Origin of the sequence: Pseudomonas sp., from assembly GCF_030150285.1 — a bacterium.
In the GTDB taxonomy this organism is placed as follows: domain Bacteria; phylum Pseudomonadota; class Gammaproteobacteria; order Pseudomonadales; family Pseudomonadaceae; genus Aquipseudomonas.
This window is the reverse complement of the sequence record NZ_JASLGE010000037.1, coordinates 1-15,416: the sequence shown is the minus strand read 5'-3', so window position 1 is coordinate 15,416 and position 15,416 is coordinate 1. Positions and strand designations below refer to the sequence as shown.

At 57.9% G+C, this 15,416-nt stretch carries 13 protein-coding genes and 3 tRNA genes; 5 read left to right on the top strand and 11 right to left on the bottom strand.

The genetic code is table 11. From position 1 onward, the window contains the following. Window positions 1-3 precede the first annotated feature (3 nt). From Q1W15_RS08310 to Q1W15_RS08300, 3 genes are all read right to left on the bottom strand, one after another. Window positions 4-88: transfer RNA gene (locus tag Q1W15_RS08310), tRNA-Leu, on the bottom strand. Between the two features lie 56 nt (window positions 89-144). Then, window positions 145-220 (bottom strand) — tRNA-His (locus tag Q1W15_RS08305). A gap of 41 nt (window positions 221-261) precedes the next feature. Beyond that, window positions 262-338 (bottom strand) — tRNA-Arg (locus Q1W15_RS08300). Between the two features lie 280 nt (window positions 339-618). Here Q1W15_RS08300 and folD point away from each other — a divergent pair. Continuing rightward, window positions 619-1,473: a bifunctional methylenetetrahydrofolate dehydrogenase/methenyltetrahydrofolate cyclohydrolase FolD gene (gene folD / locus Q1W15_RS08295; protein ID WP_300726167.1), complete on the top strand. Its 855-nt coding sequence runs from the start codon at window positions 619-621 to the stop codon at window positions 1,471-1,473. Between the two features lie 128 nt (window positions 1,474-1,601). On the opposite strand, the gene cysS is transcribed toward folD, so the two are convergent. After that, window positions 1,602-2,984, bottom strand: coding sequence for a cysteine--tRNA ligase (cysS, locus tag Q1W15_RS08290; RefSeq protein ID WP_300726164.1), 1,383 nt, complete (start codon window positions 2,982-2,984; stop codon window positions 1,602-1,604). A gap of 22 nt (window positions 2,985-3,006) precedes the next feature. Further along, on the bottom strand, window positions 3,007-4,704 hold the full coding sequence (locus Q1W15_RS08285; protein WP_300726161.1) for a glutamine--tRNA ligase/YqeY domain fusion protein: 1,698 nt from the start codon (window positions 4,702-4,704) through the stop codon (window positions 3,007-3,009). Between the two features lie 279 nt (window positions 4,705-4,983). On the opposite strand from Q1W15_RS08285, the gene Q1W15_RS08280 reads away from it, so the two are divergent. Both Q1W15_RS08280 and lpxH read left to right on the top strand, forming a co-directional pair. Then, window positions 4,984-5,487: a peptidylprolyl isomerase gene (locus Q1W15_RS08280; RefSeq protein ID WP_300726158.1), complete on the top strand. Its 504-nt coding sequence runs from the start codon at window positions 4,984-4,986 to the stop codon at window positions 5,485-5,487. Beyond that, on the top strand, window positions 5,484-6,212 hold the full coding sequence (gene lpxH / locus Q1W15_RS08275) for a UDP-2,3-diacylglucosamine diphosphatase (RefSeq protein ID WP_300726155.1): 729 nt from the start codon (window positions 5,484-5,486) through the stop codon (window positions 6,210-6,212). The genes Q1W15_RS08280 and lpxH overlap by 4 nt, the downstream gene beginning before the upstream one ends. Before the next feature lie 37 nt (window positions 6,213-6,249). Here lpxH and Q1W15_RS08270 read toward each other — a convergent pair whose 3' ends face one another. From Q1W15_RS08270 to Q1W15_RS08250, 5 genes are all read right to left on the bottom strand, one after another. Then, the gene (locus Q1W15_RS08270) at window positions 6,250-7,779 is read right to left on the bottom strand and encodes a DHA2 family efflux MFS transporter permease subunit (RefSeq protein WP_300726152.1); all 1,530 of its coding nucleotides are present in this window, start codon (window positions 7,777-7,779) and stop codon (window positions 6,250-6,252) included. A gap of 63 nt (window positions 7,780-7,842) precedes the next feature. Beyond that, on the bottom strand, window positions 7,843-9,036 hold the full coding sequence (locus tag Q1W15_RS08265; RefSeq protein WP_300726149.1) for an HlyD family efflux transporter periplasmic adaptor subunit: 1,194 nt from the start codon (window positions 9,034-9,036) through the stop codon (window positions 7,843-7,845). Window positions 9,037-9,050: 14 nt separating this feature from the next. Further along, on the bottom strand, window positions 9,051-10,520 hold the full coding sequence (locus Q1W15_RS08260; RefSeq protein ID WP_300726146.1) for an efflux transporter outer membrane subunit: 1,470 nt from the start codon (window positions 10,518-10,520) through the stop codon (window positions 9,051-9,053). Continuing rightward, window positions 10,517-10,990, bottom strand: coding sequence for a MarR family winged helix-turn-helix transcriptional regulator (locus Q1W15_RS08255; RefSeq protein WP_300726143.1), 474 nt, complete (start codon window positions 10,988-10,990; stop codon window positions 10,517-10,519). The genes Q1W15_RS08260 and Q1W15_RS08255 overlap by 4 nt, the downstream gene beginning before the upstream one ends. 164 nt (window positions 10,991-11,154) lie before the next feature. Next, on the bottom strand, window positions 11,155-11,763 hold the full coding sequence (locus tag Q1W15_RS08250) for a tRNA isopentenyl-2-thiomethyl-A-37 hydroxylase MiaE (protein ID WP_300726140.1): 609 nt from the start codon (window positions 11,761-11,763) through the stop codon (window positions 11,155-11,157). A 222-nt stretch (window positions 11,764-11,985) separates the two neighbouring features. On the opposite strand from Q1W15_RS08250, the gene Q1W15_RS08245 reads away from it, so the two are divergent. Continuing rightward, entirely contained in the window at window positions 11,986-12,852 is an 867-nt protein-coding gene (locus Q1W15_RS08245) for a universal stress protein (protein ID WP_300726137.1), read from the top strand. A 17-nt stretch (window positions 12,853-12,869) separates the two neighbouring features. Here the strand turns inward: Q1W15_RS08245 and Q1W15_RS08240 are convergent, their stop codons facing one another. Further along, window positions 12,870-13,343, bottom strand: a complete 474-nt coding sequence (locus Q1W15_RS08240; protein ID WP_300726134.1) for a DUF1289 domain-containing protein — start codon at window positions 13,341-13,343, stop codon at window positions 12,870-12,872. Between the two features lie 405 nt (window positions 13,344-13,748). Between Q1W15_RS08240 and Q1W15_RS08235 the strand changes: the two genes are divergently transcribed. Beyond that, the coding region (locus Q1W15_RS08235; RefSeq protein WP_300726394.1) for a bifunctional aconitate hydratase 2/2-methylisocitrate dehydratase at window positions 13,749-15,416 on the top strand (1,668 nt) is incomplete at its 3' end.

Below are 15,416 nucleotides of genomic sequence, written 5' to 3'. Positions count from 1 at the left end.
ATTTGGTGCGGACGGAGAGACTCGAACTCTCACACCTTTCGGCGCTGGAACCTAAATCCAGTGTGTCTACCAATTCCACCACATCCGCATTTCAAACTTTTTAAGCAAAGACGCCAGACTATTAATCTGGCGTCTTTCTAAATATGGGGTGGACGAAGGGGATCGAACCCTCGACAACGGGAGTCACAATCCCGTGCTCTACCAACTGAGCTACGCCCACCATATTGCCTGTACCGCTTCACTTGTGCCAAAGTTGCCTAATGGCGCACCCGGCAGGACTCGAACCTGCGACCATCCGCTTAGAAGGCGGATGCTCTATCCAGCTGAGCTACGGGCGCCTTATTAATCTGCATTCCGTTAAGATTACAAACTAACTGTTTTCAGTATCACCAAGCCAGACCTCAACTTCGCTCCACCTTCTTCACCAGTGCTAGGCTGTGCCCGACAAGTGCGACGAATGTTATAGGTGAGTCGCAAAGTCGTCAACACTTTTTTAAAAAAAGTTTAGAAATATAAAGGGCTTAGGGCAATAAGCAGACCAAGCGCCTTTGCCCTCAAGCCACGGCATGCGAGAATGCACGTCCTATTTCCACCCTTTTCGATGGTTAACCACGCGTAATGACTGCACAACTAATCGACGGCAAAGCGATCGCCGCCAGCCTGCGCCAGCAGATTGCCAAACGTGTTGCCGAGCGTCGCGAGCAAGGTCTGCGCACGCCAGGCCTGGCAGTGATCCTGGTTGGCAGCGACCCTGCCTCCCAGGTTTATGTTTCGCACAAGCGTAAAGACTGCGAAGAGGTCGGCTTTCTGTCACAAGCCTACGACCTGCCTTCAGACACTACCCAGCAAGCACTGACCGACCTGATCGATCGTCTGAACGAAGACGCGAACATCGACGGTATTCTGCTGCAACTGCCATTACCTGAACACCTGGACGCCTCCAAACTTCTGGAACGCATTCGCCCGGATAAAGATGTCGACGGTTTCCACCCCTATAACGTTGGCCGACTGGCTCAGCGTATCCCGCTGTTACGCCCCTGCACCCCTAAAGGCATCATGACCTTGCTCGAAAGCACAGGCCAGGACCTGTACGGTATGGACGCAGTCATTGTAGGAGCCTCGAATATCGTAGGCCGCCCCATGGCCATGGAGCTGCTGCTCGCGGGCTGCACCGTGACCGTCACCCACCGCTTCACCAAGGATTTGGCAGGGCACGTTGGCCGCGCCGACCTGGTGGTGGTCGCAGCGGGCAAGCCGGGCCTGGTCAAAGGCGAATGGATCAAAGAGGGGGCCATCGTCATAGACGTCGGCATCAACCGTCAGGATGACGGCAAACTGGTCGGCGATGTAGTTTATGAAACCGCCCTGCCCCGCGCCGGCTGGATCACCCCGGTACCCGGTGGCGTCGGCCCGATGACACGCGCCTGCCTGCTGGAGAATACGCTGTACGCTGCCGAGACACTGCACGACTGAGTCTTAGTGTCTCGCAATAAAAAACGGCACCCGAGGGTGCCGTTTTTTATTGCCCATTTTCTCTGTATGCGATCAACGATCAACGATCGCGAGCAAGCTCGCTCCTGTAGGGAGTTTCGCTACCCGAGTTAGTCAGCAAGGCGCCAGGTTGTTCCACCTTTACCGTCTTCGAGCACAACACCCATCGCCGTGATCTGGTCGCGAATCCGGTCCGACTCAGCCCAGTCTTTGCCCGCACGGGCCGCCAGACGGGCTGCAATCAACGCTTCAACCTGAGCAGCATCGACTTTGCCTTCAGCACCCGCTTGCAGGAAGTCATCCGACTCAAGCTGCAAAACCCCGAGCACATCGGCCAGCTCTTTCAAGCGCGCCGCCAACCCGGCCGCCGCTTGCAGATCGGTATCACGCAGACGGTTGATTTCACGCACCATCTCAAACAGGACGGCACAGGCCTCCGGCGTACCGAAGTCATCGTTCATCACCTGCGTAAAGCGCTCAACAAACGCCTCACCACCGGCAGGAGCTACTTTTGGCAGCCCCTTGAGTGCGTGATAGAACCGCTCAAGCGCTGCTTTGGCATCCTTGAGGTTGTCTTCGGAGTAGTTGATCGCGCTCCGGTAGTGGCTAGACACCAACAGGTAGCGCACCACTTCCGGGTGATATTTCTCCAGAACATCGCGAATGGTGAAGAAGTTGTTCAAGGACTTGGACATCTTCTCGCCATTGATGCGAATCATCCCGCAGTGCATCCAGGCATTGGCGTAGGTTTTACCTGTTGCCGCCTCGCTTTGGGCGATTTCGTTTTCATGGTGCGGGAATTCAAGGTCGCTGCCGCCCCCATGAATGTCGAACGTCTCCCCCAAGCAGCAGGTCGACATCACCGAGCACTCAATGTGCCAACCCGGGCGGCCGTCGCCCCAAGGCGATGGCCAGCTAGGCTCGCCCGGCTTGACACCCTTCCACAGTACGAAGTCCAGTGGATCATCCTTGGCTTCGTCAACTTCAATACGCGCACCGATGCGCAAGTCTTCGATTTTCTTGCGTGACAATTTGCCGTAACCCATGAACTTGGCCACGCGGTAATACACGTCGCCATTTCCAGGGGCGTAAGCGTAGCCTTTGTCGATCAAGGTCTGGATCATGGCGTGCATGCCAGGGATGTGGTCCGTAGCACGCGGTTCCATATCCGGCTTTTTGATGTTCAACCGGGCTTCATCTTCGTGCATCGCGGCAATCATGCGCTCGGTCAACGCTTCGAACGACTCGCCGTTCTCGTTGGCCCGGTTGATGATCTTGTCGTCAATGTCCGTAATGTTGCGCACATAGGTCAAGTCATACCCGCTAAAACGCAACCAGCGGGTGACCAAATCAAAAGCAACCATGCTGCGGCCGTGGCCCAGGTGGCAATAGTCGTACACGGTCATGCCGCACACGTACATGCGCACGTTGTTACCATCCAGCGGCTTAAAAACTTCTTTGCTCTTGGTGAGCGTGTTGTAGATCGTTAGCACAACGGCTTCCTTCAGAACTTGATCACTGACCCCAGGAATCACGCAGGGTCACAGTACGGTTGAATACCGGCTGGCCAGGTTTCGAGTCTTTGATATCGGCGCAGAAGTAACCTTCGCGCTCGAACTGGAAACGGTCTTCCGGCTGTGCGTTGCCCAGCGAGGGTTCAGCACGACAACCGGTCAACACCTGCAGTGAGTCCGGGTTAATGTTTTCGAGGAAGCCGGCACCGTCTTCGGCCTTTTCAGGGTTTGGCGAGCGGAACAGACGGTCATACAAACGCACTTCGCACTCGACGCTGGCCGCAGCCGGCACCCAATGCACCACGCCTTTGACCTTGCGACCTTCCGGGTTTTTACCCAAGGTTTCAGGATCGTAGGAGCAACGCAGCTCGATGATGTTGCCATCGGCATCTTTGATGGCTTCATCGGCCCGGATCACATAGCTGCCACGCAAACGCACTTCGCCCGCTGGCTCAAGGCGCTTGTAGCCTTTTGGCGGCTCTTCCATGAAGTCGTCACGGTCGATGTAGATCTCACGTGCAAACGGCAGCACGCGCACACCCATGTCTTCTTTCGGGTGGCAAGGCAGCTCAAGGTTCTCGACTTTGCCTTCTGGGTAGTTGGTAATCACAACTTTCAACGGACGCAGCACACACATGGCGCGTGGCGCGCTGTGATCGAGGTCGTCGCGGATGCTGAATTCCAGCATGCCGAAGTCCACCACGCCGTCAGAACGGTTGGTGCCGACCATGTCGCAGAAGTTACGGATCGATTTCGGCGTGTAGCCACGGCGGCGGAAACCCGACAACGTGGACATGCGCGGGTCATCCCAGCCGCTCACGTGCTTTTCATCGACCAACTGCTTGAGCTTGCGCTTGCTGGTGATGGTGTAGTTCAGGTTCAGGCGACTGAACTCGTACTGACGCGGACGCGCTGGCACTGCCAGGTTGTCGAGGAACCATTCATACAGAGGGCGATGGCTTTCGAATTCCAGCGTGCACACCGAATGCGTGATGCCTTCAATCGCATCCGACTGACCATGAGTGAAGTCATAGTTCGGGTAAATGCACCATTTGTCGCCGGTCTGGTGGTGATGGGCATGGCGAATGCGGTACATGATCGGGTCGCGCAGGTTCATGTTCGGCGACGACATATCAATTTTGGCACGCAGTACGCGGGCCCCGTCCGGGAACTCACCGGCACGCATGCGGGCAAACCAGTCCAGGTTTTCTTCTACCGAGCGCTCGCGAAAAGGGCTGTTCTGGCCAGGCTCGGTCAGGCTGCCACGGTATTCCTTGGCTTGCTCGGGCGTCAGGTCACAGACATAAGCCTTGCCTGCTTTGATCAGGTCAATCGCCCACGCGTGCAACTGGTCGAAATATTGCGAGGCATAACGCACTTCGCCCGCCCACTCGAAGCCCAACCATTTAACGTCGCTTTCGATGGCGTCGATGTATTCCTGGTCTTCTTTGGCCGGGTTGGTGTCATCGAAACGCAAGTGCGTTACGCCGCCAAACTCCTGAGCCAGCCCAAAGTTCACGCAAATGGATTTGGCGTGACCGATATGCAGGTAGCCGTTGGGCTCCGGCGGGAAACGGGTCACGATCTGCTTGCACTTACCCGAGTCCAGGTCCGCCTGAACGATGGGACGCAGGAAGTTAGCCGGGACAGCAGGGCCAGCTTTTGGATTCAGAGTGGTGTCGACAGTGGGCTTGCTCATAGGATCCTTGGACGTAACAGGGACGCGGCCTGAGGCGGCCGACTCAATCAAAGCGCCTATCATAGCCGATGCTGTCAAGTCCCTGACAGAGCAGGCGCTCAATCAAAGCGCTTGAAATGCCCGCTTTTAATGCCCATATCGCAAAAACACCATCGAAATGCCGTGCAGGCACGCTAAACTGCGCCGCGCGGCTGTTTTGTACAAAGCCAGCCTTTGACCTCAAGCCTGCTGGCCGAGCCCAAAAGCCCGACGAATTCATCTGATAGAGCGATAGCAACCATGTCCAAAGTCAAATTGAGCACTAACCACGGCGATATCGTGATCGAACTCAACGCTGAAAAAGCGCCGATCACCGTGGCCAACTTCATCGAATACGTAAAAGCCGGCCACTACGAAAACACTGTGTTCCACCGCGTAATCGGTAACTTCATGGTCCAGGGCGGTGGTTTTGAGCCTGGCATGAAAGAAAAGAAAGACAAGCGCCCTAGCATCCAGAACGAGGCTGACAACGGCCTGTCGAACGACAAGTACACCGTTGCCATGGCTCGCACCATGGAGCCGCATTCGGCTTCTGCACAGTTCTTCATCAACGTGGCTGACAACAGCTTCCTGAACCACAGCGGCAAAAACGTGCAGGGCTGGGGCTACGCTGTATTCGGCAAAGTGACCGAAGGCACCGACGTTGTCGACAAGATCAAAGGCGTACCGACCACTTCCAAAGCCGGTCACCAGGACGTACCCGCAGAAGACGTGATCATCGAGAAAGCCGAGATCATTGAGTGATACTGCTGATTTCAGATTTGCATCTGGAAGAGGAGCGCCCGGACATTACCCGGGCGTTTCTGGATTTTCTGAGCGGCCGCGCACGGTCAGCTCAGGCGCTTTACATTCTGGGGGACTTTTTTGAAGCCTGGATTGGCGATGATGCAATGACCCCCTACCAGCGCTCGATTTGCCAAGCGCTGCGCGCATTGAGCGAAACCGGCACCCAGGTGTTCCTGATGCACGGTAACCGTGATTTTTTGCTGGGCCAGGCCTTTTGCAAGGCGGCCGGCTGCACCCTGCTCAAAGACCCAAGCGTTGTTGATTTTTATGGCGAGCCCGTGCTGCTAATGCACGGCGACAGCTTGTGCACCCGCGACGAAGCCTACATGCGCTTGCGCCGCATCCTGCGCAACCCTGTGACATTGTGGGTGTTGCGACACCTGCCCTTGCGTACACGCCATAAGCTGGCACGCAAATTACGCAGTGAAAGCCGCGCTCAAACCCGCATGAAAGCCAACGATATTGTTGACGTGACCCCCGAGGAAATCCCCCGAGTCATGGCGCACTTTGGTGTGCGCACCCTGATTCACGGCCACACCCACCGCCCGGCCACTCACACACTGCGCATTGGCGATCACGCAGCCCAGCGCATCGTACTCGGTGACTGGGACAAACAGGGCTGGGCCTTGCAAGTGGACGAACAAGGCATGCATCTGGCACCGTTTGACTTCGTCACCGCGTAACGCCCCCCTATACTCCCCCGCCTATTCCCGTTATTTGTTAATGCCCGCTGGCCGCCGGCCCAGCCTTGGCTGCAAACGGCGGCTTGGCCAGCCATACCAGCAGAATCAAGCCGACGAACATCCAACCCATCAACGTGAAGTAGTCCACGGTCGAGAGCATATAGGCCTGGCTGGTCAACACTTGGTCCAGTTGCGCGTAGGACTGAGTGCTTGCACCGCCCAGATTCTCCAGCGCATGGCGCGTCACCGGGTCGTACGTGCTGATACTTTCACTCATGTAGGCATGGTGCTGGTCTGCACGGCGAATCCAGATCCAAGTGGTCAGAGATGCGGCAAAGCTCCCTCCCAGCGTCCGAAGAAATGTCGCAAGCCCCGCGCCATCGGCAATCTGGTGGGGAGGCAAATCCGACATCAAAATGCTCAGCGTTGGCATAAAAAACAGCGCCACGCCAATCCCCATAAACAGCTGCACCAACGCAACGTGCTGGAAGTCCACCTGATTGGTGAAGTCGGCCCGCATAAAGCAGCTCAGGCCAATGGCCAAAAACGCCAGGCCGGCCAACAGGCGCAGATCGAATTTATGCGCGTACTTGCCCACAAAGGGCGACATGACCACCGGCAGAATGCCAATCGGTGCCACCGCCAACCCAGCCCAGCTTGCGGTATAACCCATCTGGGTTTGCAACCACTGCGGCAGGATCAAATTGATGCCGAAGAACCCGGCATACCCCAGCACCAGCACGATAGTGCCGATGCGGAAATTGCGATAGGCAAACAGGCGCAAATTGACAATCGGGTGTTTGTCCGTCATCTCCCAAATGACAAAGGCCGCCAACGCCACCACTGACAACGCCGTGCCCAGCAGAATAAAGCTGGATTCAAACCAGTCCAGGTCATTGCCCTTGTCGAGCACAATCTGCAGTGCGCCCACCCCGATAATCAGCGTAATCAGCCCGACATAATCCATGGGTTGGCGGCTGATCACCACTGGGCGCGCTTTCAGTTGCTGGCGAACCACCATCACCGCAAAAATGCCAATCGGGATGTTAATAAAGAAGATCCACGGCCAACTGTAACTGTCCGTGATCCAACCACCCAGAATCGGCCCGGCAATCGGTGCCACCACCGTGACCATCGCCAGCAATGCCAATGCCATCCCCCGTTTAGCCGGCGGGTACACCGCAATCAACAGGGTTTGGGTCATGGGATACAACGGGCCGGCGACCAACCCCTGCACCACCCGAAAGCCCACCAGCTCTGGCATGGACGTGGAGATGCCGCACAAGAATGAAGCCAGCACGAACAGTATCGTGGCCCAGAGAAACAGCTTCACCTCGCCAAAGCGCCGGCTCAACCAGCCCGTCAGCGGTAAGGCGATCGCATTACTCACCGCAAAAGAAGTAATAACCCACGTGCCCTGCTCTGAACTCACCCCCAGGTTGCCCGAAATAGTGGGCAACGCCACGTTGGCGATGGTGGTATCGAGCACCTGCATAAAAGTCGCCAGCGACAGACCAAGGGTAGCAAGCACCAGGCTGGGCGGGGTAAAAGACGCGTTTGTACTCATCGCAAATCCTGTAAAACCCGGTGTAAAACCCTGCCAATAGCGCAGGGTTCATGGATTGGCGAATCAACGCTGAGCGGTGACGGCGCTGTTGCTGTCAATCAAGCGTGTAATCAGCGCTTCGGCCTCAGCCAATTGCTGCTCGTACACCTTGGTGGTGAACATGGCCTTTTGCGGTGGCTGCTGCGCCAGCACCGGGCCACTTTGGTCGCGCAGGTTGACGTCAACGGTGGTCGACAAGCCCACCCGCAGCGGGTACTCGGCCAACTGATCAGCATTGATATGAATACGCACCGGCACACGCTGAACGATCTTGATCCAGTTACCGGTCGCGTTTTGCGCGGGTAACAGGGCAAAAGCGCTGCCCGTGCCCGCCCCGATGCTGTCGACCGTGCCGCTGTACTTCACGCTGCTGCCATAGATGTCGGACTCAATGTCCACCGGCTGGCCGATGCGCATGTTGTGCAACTGGGTTTCTTTGAAGTTGGCGTCGATCCACAACTGGTCCAAGGGAATGACCGCCATCAGGGCCGTGCCCGGCTGAACGCGCTGCCCCAATTGAACGGTACGCTTGGCAACATAGCCCGTCACAGGGGCGATCAAGGTGGTACGCGCATGCTCCAGATAGGCCTGGCGCAGTTGCGCGGCGGCGGCCATTACCTCTGGGTGGCTGGCCACTGCGGTGTTATCCACCAGCGCGCGAGTGATGTCCAACTGCTGCTCGTTGTTGCGTAAAGCGCTTTGTGCGGCCGCCAAATCATCCCGCGCGTGAGACAGCTCCTCTTGGGAAATCGCCCCGTCCGCCGCCAGGTTTTTCCGACGGTTGTAGTTATCCTGAGCCTTTTGCACCTCGATTTTTTGCGCAGCCACTTGGGCCTGAGTGCCACTCACATTGCTGAACAGGCCGCGTACCTGGCGCACCGTGCGCGCCAGATTGGCCTCGGCACTTTGCAAGCCCACCCGCGAGTCACTCGGATCAAAATTGAGCAATACTTGGCCTTCGTGTACCAAATCACCATCATCGGCACCGATACTCACCACGGTCCCGGTCACCAGCGGGGTGATTGCCACCACATTGCCATTGACATACGCATCGTCGGTGCTTTCACTCCAGCGCCCGTACAGCTCGTGCCAGCCCCAGACGCCCAGCCCGACGAGAATGACCAGCAGCGCCAGACCGCCCAGCCAGAGCTTGCGCTTACGCTGATTACCAGTGTCCTGGCTTTGTTGCACGTGATTCGGTGATTGTTCAGTCGCCATGACGAGTACCTGACTTATTCTGCCTGCAAGGCTGGGGAGGAAGCGGCCGCAACTACCGAGGCGGGCTCAAAACCTCCGCCCAGGGCTTGCATCAGTTGAATGGAAAGATCGATCTGCCGGGCATTCAGGTCGGCCAATTGACGCTGGGCCTGAAGCAGTTGCTGCTCAATGCTGAGTACATCCAGGTAGTTGCCGATACCCGACTGGTAACGCTGCAACCCGCTGTTATAAGAAGCTTGGGCAATGTCGGCGGCCCGTTGCTGCGCAACCACTTGCCGGCCCAGCGCACTCAATTGCCCCAAGGTATCGCTGACATCCCCCAAAGCTGCCACCAGGGTTTTGTTGTACTGCGCGACAGCCAGGTCATAGTTGGCATCCTCAGCATCGAGCCCGGCGCGCAGGCGTCCACCATCGAAAATCGGCAACGAAACGGCCGGTGCGATATTAAAGAAGCGACTGGCCGACCCCAGCAGCGCATCCCCCAGCAATGACTGCGTACCGGCCGCAGCCGTCAGGTTCAGGTTGGGGTAAAAGCGCGTCTTGGCTGCTGCAATATGCTTGCTCGCCGCCTCAACACGCCAGCGTGCCGCCACCAGGTCCGGGCGACGCCCCAACAGTTGCGCCGGCAATATGCTCGGTAACGCCACCGCACTCGGTAGCAGGACGTGGGGCCGGGCGATATCAGCCCCCCGGTCCGGCCCTTTGCCCAACAACACGGCCAACGCGATGCGCGCGCTTTGCAGTTGTTTGTCGGCCTCCATCAACTGTTCCTGCGAACCGGCCTCAAGGCTTTCGGTTTGCTGATATTGATAACGACTGTCGATACCGGCTTGCAGGCGGCGCTTGCCCAGCGACAGCAGGGTGCGGGTGCGCTGCAAGTCGTCATTGGCCAGGTCGCGAATACGGTAGGCGTGGCCCAGGTTGCTGTAAGCCCGCGCCACATCGGCGGCCAGGGTCAAACGCGCGGCCTGACTGTCGACTTCTGCCGCACGCGCCTCGCCCAAGGCGGCTTCCCAGGCGTCACGCTGGCCGCCCCACAGGTCAAAGGTGTAACCGAACGTCAGGTTGGCATTACGCTCAGTGCTGTAACGCCCGCCCGCTCCCGTCGGGTCCTGGGCGCGAGACAAACGCGAGCGCGTGACATCAGCCTGGGCATCCAGCGTTGGCAGGCGCGCCGCATCGGCCGCGCCGGCCGCAGCGGCGGCCTGGTGCGCCCGGGCCTCAGCGATTTGCATGTCCGGGCTGTCGCGCAAGGCTTCCCGAATCAGGCCGTCGAGCTGGGTATCCCCCAAGCGCGTCCACCAGTTTTTTTCGGGCCACGCCGCCGATGTCACCTCAATACCGTTGAGCACCTGAGCAGCCTTGAGGTTTTTCGCTTCAAGGCGCGCGCCCTCCGTATGTAACCCGTGATAGCTGGCACAACCCGCCAATACCAGGGACACAAACACCAGGCTCAAACCTGTACATCGCGTGCTATTGCTCATTTTTCACCCAAGCGCATGAGGCTGATGGGGTCACCGGCCGCGAGCAGTATTTTTTTCAGGATCTGTTCCAGGCTGTGCAACTCCTGCGGGGAAATCGCCGCGGCCAGCTCATTCATGGCCGCAGCCCCCACCGTCGGCAACTGATCGACCAGCGCCAGCCCGTCATCGGTCAACACCAGGCGCACTTGGCGCCGGTCGGCTTCTGAGCGCTGACGGATCAACAGGTTTTTCTGCTCCAGCCGATCGAGCATGCGGGTCATTGAACCGCTGTCCAAAGACAGGTGGCGACAGAGCTCTGCCGGTGTATCGACGCCAAACTGGGCCATGATGATCAGCACTTTGAACTGCGCAGCCGTGATGCCGTAGGGCTCCATATGCCGGTCAATGATGCGATCTTTGAGCAGGGCGGTACGCCCTATCAGTAATCCCAGCGTGCAATTTTGAAAGGTATCGGGATGGAAGTGCTTCATCGTGCCACCAGAAAGCTGTCGAAACAGTAATGTTTCAAGATATTACTGCTTAGGCAGTTAATGTCAAGGCGAACATTAGCAAGCTATCTATCTGGCTTTGCGAGCACGGCCAAGACGGCGCGTGGGCGCGTCTCGACAGCGACAGGCGAGAAGGTGCAGCGAACTCAGGCGGCGGCGGGCACGCCACTGTGAAAGCGGAATTCAATATCCGGGGACTCGATCAGGTCTTGCTCGGCCGCCCTGACGCGCTCGATCACTTGAGCAATGTCTTTGGCGTCGCCGTATTGGTAGGCCAATTTCAGATACCCCTGAAAATGACGCGCCTCACTTTTCAACAGGCCAAAGTAAAACTTGCCGAGTTCTTCGTCCAAATGGGGTACCAGTGCTTCGAAACGCTCGCAACTGCGCGCTTCAATAAAAGCACCCACCACCAGCGTGTCCACCAGCTTGACCGGCTCGTGATTGCGCACTACCTTGCGCAGCCCGGAGGCATAGCGCCCCGCAGACAGCTGGCGCAGCTCAACTTTGCGGCGCTTCATCAGGCGCATGACCTGCTCGTGATGCACCAGTTCTTCACGCGCCAGGCGCGACATCATGTTGATCAGGTCAACATGACCGTGGTACTTCGCAATCAGGCTTAACGCCGTGCTGGCGGCCTTGAATTCGCAGTTCTTGTGATCGATCAGTAGCGTTTCCTGATCGGCCAGCGCGGCGGCGATCCAGCCGTCCGGGGTGCGACACCCCAGAAACTCATGAATTTCAGGAAGCATCATGGGTGCACTCCCACACAGTGGAGGCGGCGCAATGGATCGACGGGGCTTGGAAGAGTCGCTGACATGAGGCTCACAGGCGCAATAGAGACGTGGCAAAAGCGGTCAATTATACGGGCCGCACGCAACAGCGCCAGCCTTACGGTTTGATATGCATCAACGCGCACTCAACCCGCGAAGCACTATAGTGACCGCAAGCCCTCTCTTTCTATGGAGTATTCGGTCATGCAAGACATCCGCTGCCTGCTGGTAGTCATCGACCCCAAGCACAATGAAAGCCTTGCCCTTAAACGCGCCAAACAGATCGCCAGCGTGACCAAGGCGCACTTGCACCTGCTGGTCTGCGACAAGAAAAATGACCACAGCGCACTGCTGAGCCTCCTGGAACTGAGCCTCAAGGGCGAAGCGTTTACCGTCAGCAGCGAGCAAGCCTGGCATGACAGTGAGCACCAGACCATCATTGGCGTGCAGCAGGCGCATGACTGCGGGCTGGTTATCAAACAGCACTTCCCGGACAACCCGCTAAAAAAAGCCCTGCTAACACCCGAAGACTGGAAACTGTTGCGGTATTGCCCTTGCCCGGTGCTCGTGGCCAAAACCACCAAACCCTGGACAGACGGCGTGGTGCTTGCCGCCGTGGACGTGGACAACAGAGACCCCGAACACCGGGTCCTGCATGAAAGCATCATCGACCTGGGCTTTCGCATTGCCAGCCTGGCCAAGGCCAGCCTGCACGTGGTCAGCGCTCACCCACCGCCCATGCTCGCCGCCTCTGAAGCGGTCTATGTGCTCAACACCGATGTCGACACTGACTACCGCAAATTGTGCGCAGACTTCCAAAAGCAGTTCGATATTGAAGACAGTCGCCTGCACATTGAGGAAGGCCCGGCCGACGTGATCATTACCCGCGTCGCCCGCGAACTGGATGCGGTGGTTACCGTGATGGGCACGGTGGCCAGAACTGGCATCACCGGGGCCTTGATTGGCAATACGGCCGAAATCGTACTGGACGAACTGGAATCCGACATTTTGGTGCTCAAACCTGCCGACAGGTACGAACACCTGGAAAACCAGCTAGCGCACCTGGCGTAACGGCCCATCCGCGGGCACTATGAGCGGCCAAACGCGTCCTGAAGGAATCGGGGCGCGATATACCGCTCGTAGTGAGCTTCCGACAGCAGGAAAAATTCCCGATCAATGGCATCGCGTAATTCAGGCAGGTTCCAATCGCGAAATTCCGGCAACAACACCATGCCGTACAGGTCCAACTGGTTAATCACCCGCGCCCCCCGGGCAATCAACTGGTACGCCCAGCAATATTCAGACTGATTCGGCACAAAGCGGATCTTGCGGGTCAGCAACTGGCTACGCAGCGCCGCCGGGTCAAACACCTCGACCTTGCCCGCCATGACCTGCACCAACAACTGCTCAAGCCGCAGCCATACGGCGCGCTTTTGCTCATCGTTGTAGCCATTCCAGTTGATCACCTCATGATGAAAACGCTTGCAGCCACGGCACACGAGGTCGCCGTAAACCGTTGAGCACAGGCCGATGCAGGGGGTCTTGATGGTGTGGTTGGACATGGCGAAATAGAGCACTGCAAAGCAAAACAAGCGCCCATGTTAGCCCTTTGTCTAACGCAGATCACCCCTCAACCTTCAGGGCCTAACTTACCTTTAACAAGTTTTTACCGTAGAATCAGCCTGCCTTTTAAGGCGCCAATGTCCGTTGGAAGCTGTTTTCAAAGCGTCACGAGCACAGTTGATCCCGAAGAACGGTGTTGGTGCGGGGGGGTTGCATAGCAAATCCCGCATCAACCTGCATCACCCTCCCCGTTCGGAAGGCGTAAAACTTTGAAAACAGCTTCTGTTGGAAATCCTTGCAACTCTGGCTAAACGGCCCAAAAAGCCCTGAAGCGCATGAGTGCCCGGCATTTCTGGATGAGCGTCCCGGACACCCATTTGGGACCAATGATGAGGGTAATAACTGTGCTTGAAGCCTACCGCAAACATATCGAAGAGCGCGCAGCCCTGGGTATCGTTCCCCAGCCGCTTAACGCCGAACAAACCGCTGGCCTGGTTGAACTGCTGAAAAACCCGCCTGCTGGCGAAGAAGCATTCCTCGTTGACCTGATCACCAACCGCGTTCCGCCTGGTGTTGACGAAGCAGCCTACGTGAAGGCCGGCTTCCTGTCCGCCATCGCCAAAGGCGAAGTCACTTCCCCGCTGATCGACAAAAAACGCGCTGTAGAACTGCTGGGCACCATGCAAGGCGGCTACAACATCGTGACCTTGGTCGAGATGCTGGACGACGCAGAGCTGGCACCGGTTGCCGCTGCGCAACTCAAGCACACCCTGCTGATGTTTGACGCATTCCACGACGTCGCTGAAAAAGCCAAGAACGGCAATGAACACGCCAAAGCCGTGATTCAGTCCTGGGCTGACGGCGAGTGGTTCAAGAACCGCCCTACCCTGGCCGACAAGATCAGCCTGCGCGTGTTCAAGGTCACCGGCGAAACCAACACCGACGACCTGTCGCCGGCTCCAGACGCCTGGTCGCGCCCTGACATCCCGCTGCACGCCCTGGCCATGCTGAAAATGGCCCGCGACGGTATCGTGCCGGACGTACAAGGCTCCATCGGCCCGATGAAGCAAATCGAAGAAATGCGCGGTCAGGGCTTCCCTATCGCCTACGTCGGCGACGTAGTCGGTACCGGTTCGTCGCGTAAATCGGCCACCAACTCCGTACTGTGGTTCTTCGGCGACGACGTTCCTTATGTGCCGAACAAGCGCGCCGGCGGTTTCTGCTTCGGCAGCAAAATCGCTCCAATCTTCTACAACACCATGGAAGATGCGGGCGCACTGCCCATCGAGTTCGACGTTACCAACATGAACATGGGCGACGTGATCGACCTGTACCCTCATGCCGGTAAAGTCACCAAGCACAACAGCGACGAAGTCCTGACCACCTTCGAAATGAAGACTCCGGTTCTGCTGGACGAAGTGCGTGCTGGCGGCCGTATTCCGTTGATCATCGGCCGCGGCCTGACTGAAAAGGCTCGCGCCGAACTGGGCCTGGGCCCATCCGACCTGTTCAAAAAGCCTGAAGCTCCGATTGAAAGCACCAAGGGTTTCACCCTGGCGCAGAAAATGGTCGGCAAGGCGTGCGGCGTGACCGGCGTTCGCCCGGGCACTTACTGCGAACCGAAGATGACCACCGTAGGTTCTCAGGACACCACCGGTCCAATGACCCGTGACGAACTGAAAGACCTGGCGTGCCTGGGCTTCTCCGCTGATCTGGTGATGCAGTCCTTCTGCCACACCGCGGCCTATCCAAAGCCGATCGACGTGACCACCCACCACACCCTGCCTGACTTCATCATGACCCGTGGCGGTGTATCGCTGCGTCCAGGCGACGGCATCATCCACAGCTGGCTGAACCGTATGCTGCTGCCGGACACCGTCGGTACCGGTGGTGACTCCCACACCCGTTTCCCGATGGGCATTTCGTTCCCGGCCGGTTCTGGCCTGGTAGCGTTCGCCGCAGCCACTGGCGTAATGCCACTGGACATGCCGGAATCGGTTCTGGTTCGCTTCAAAGGCGAAATGCAACCCGGCATCACCCTGCGTGACCTGGTTCATGCCATTCCTTACGTT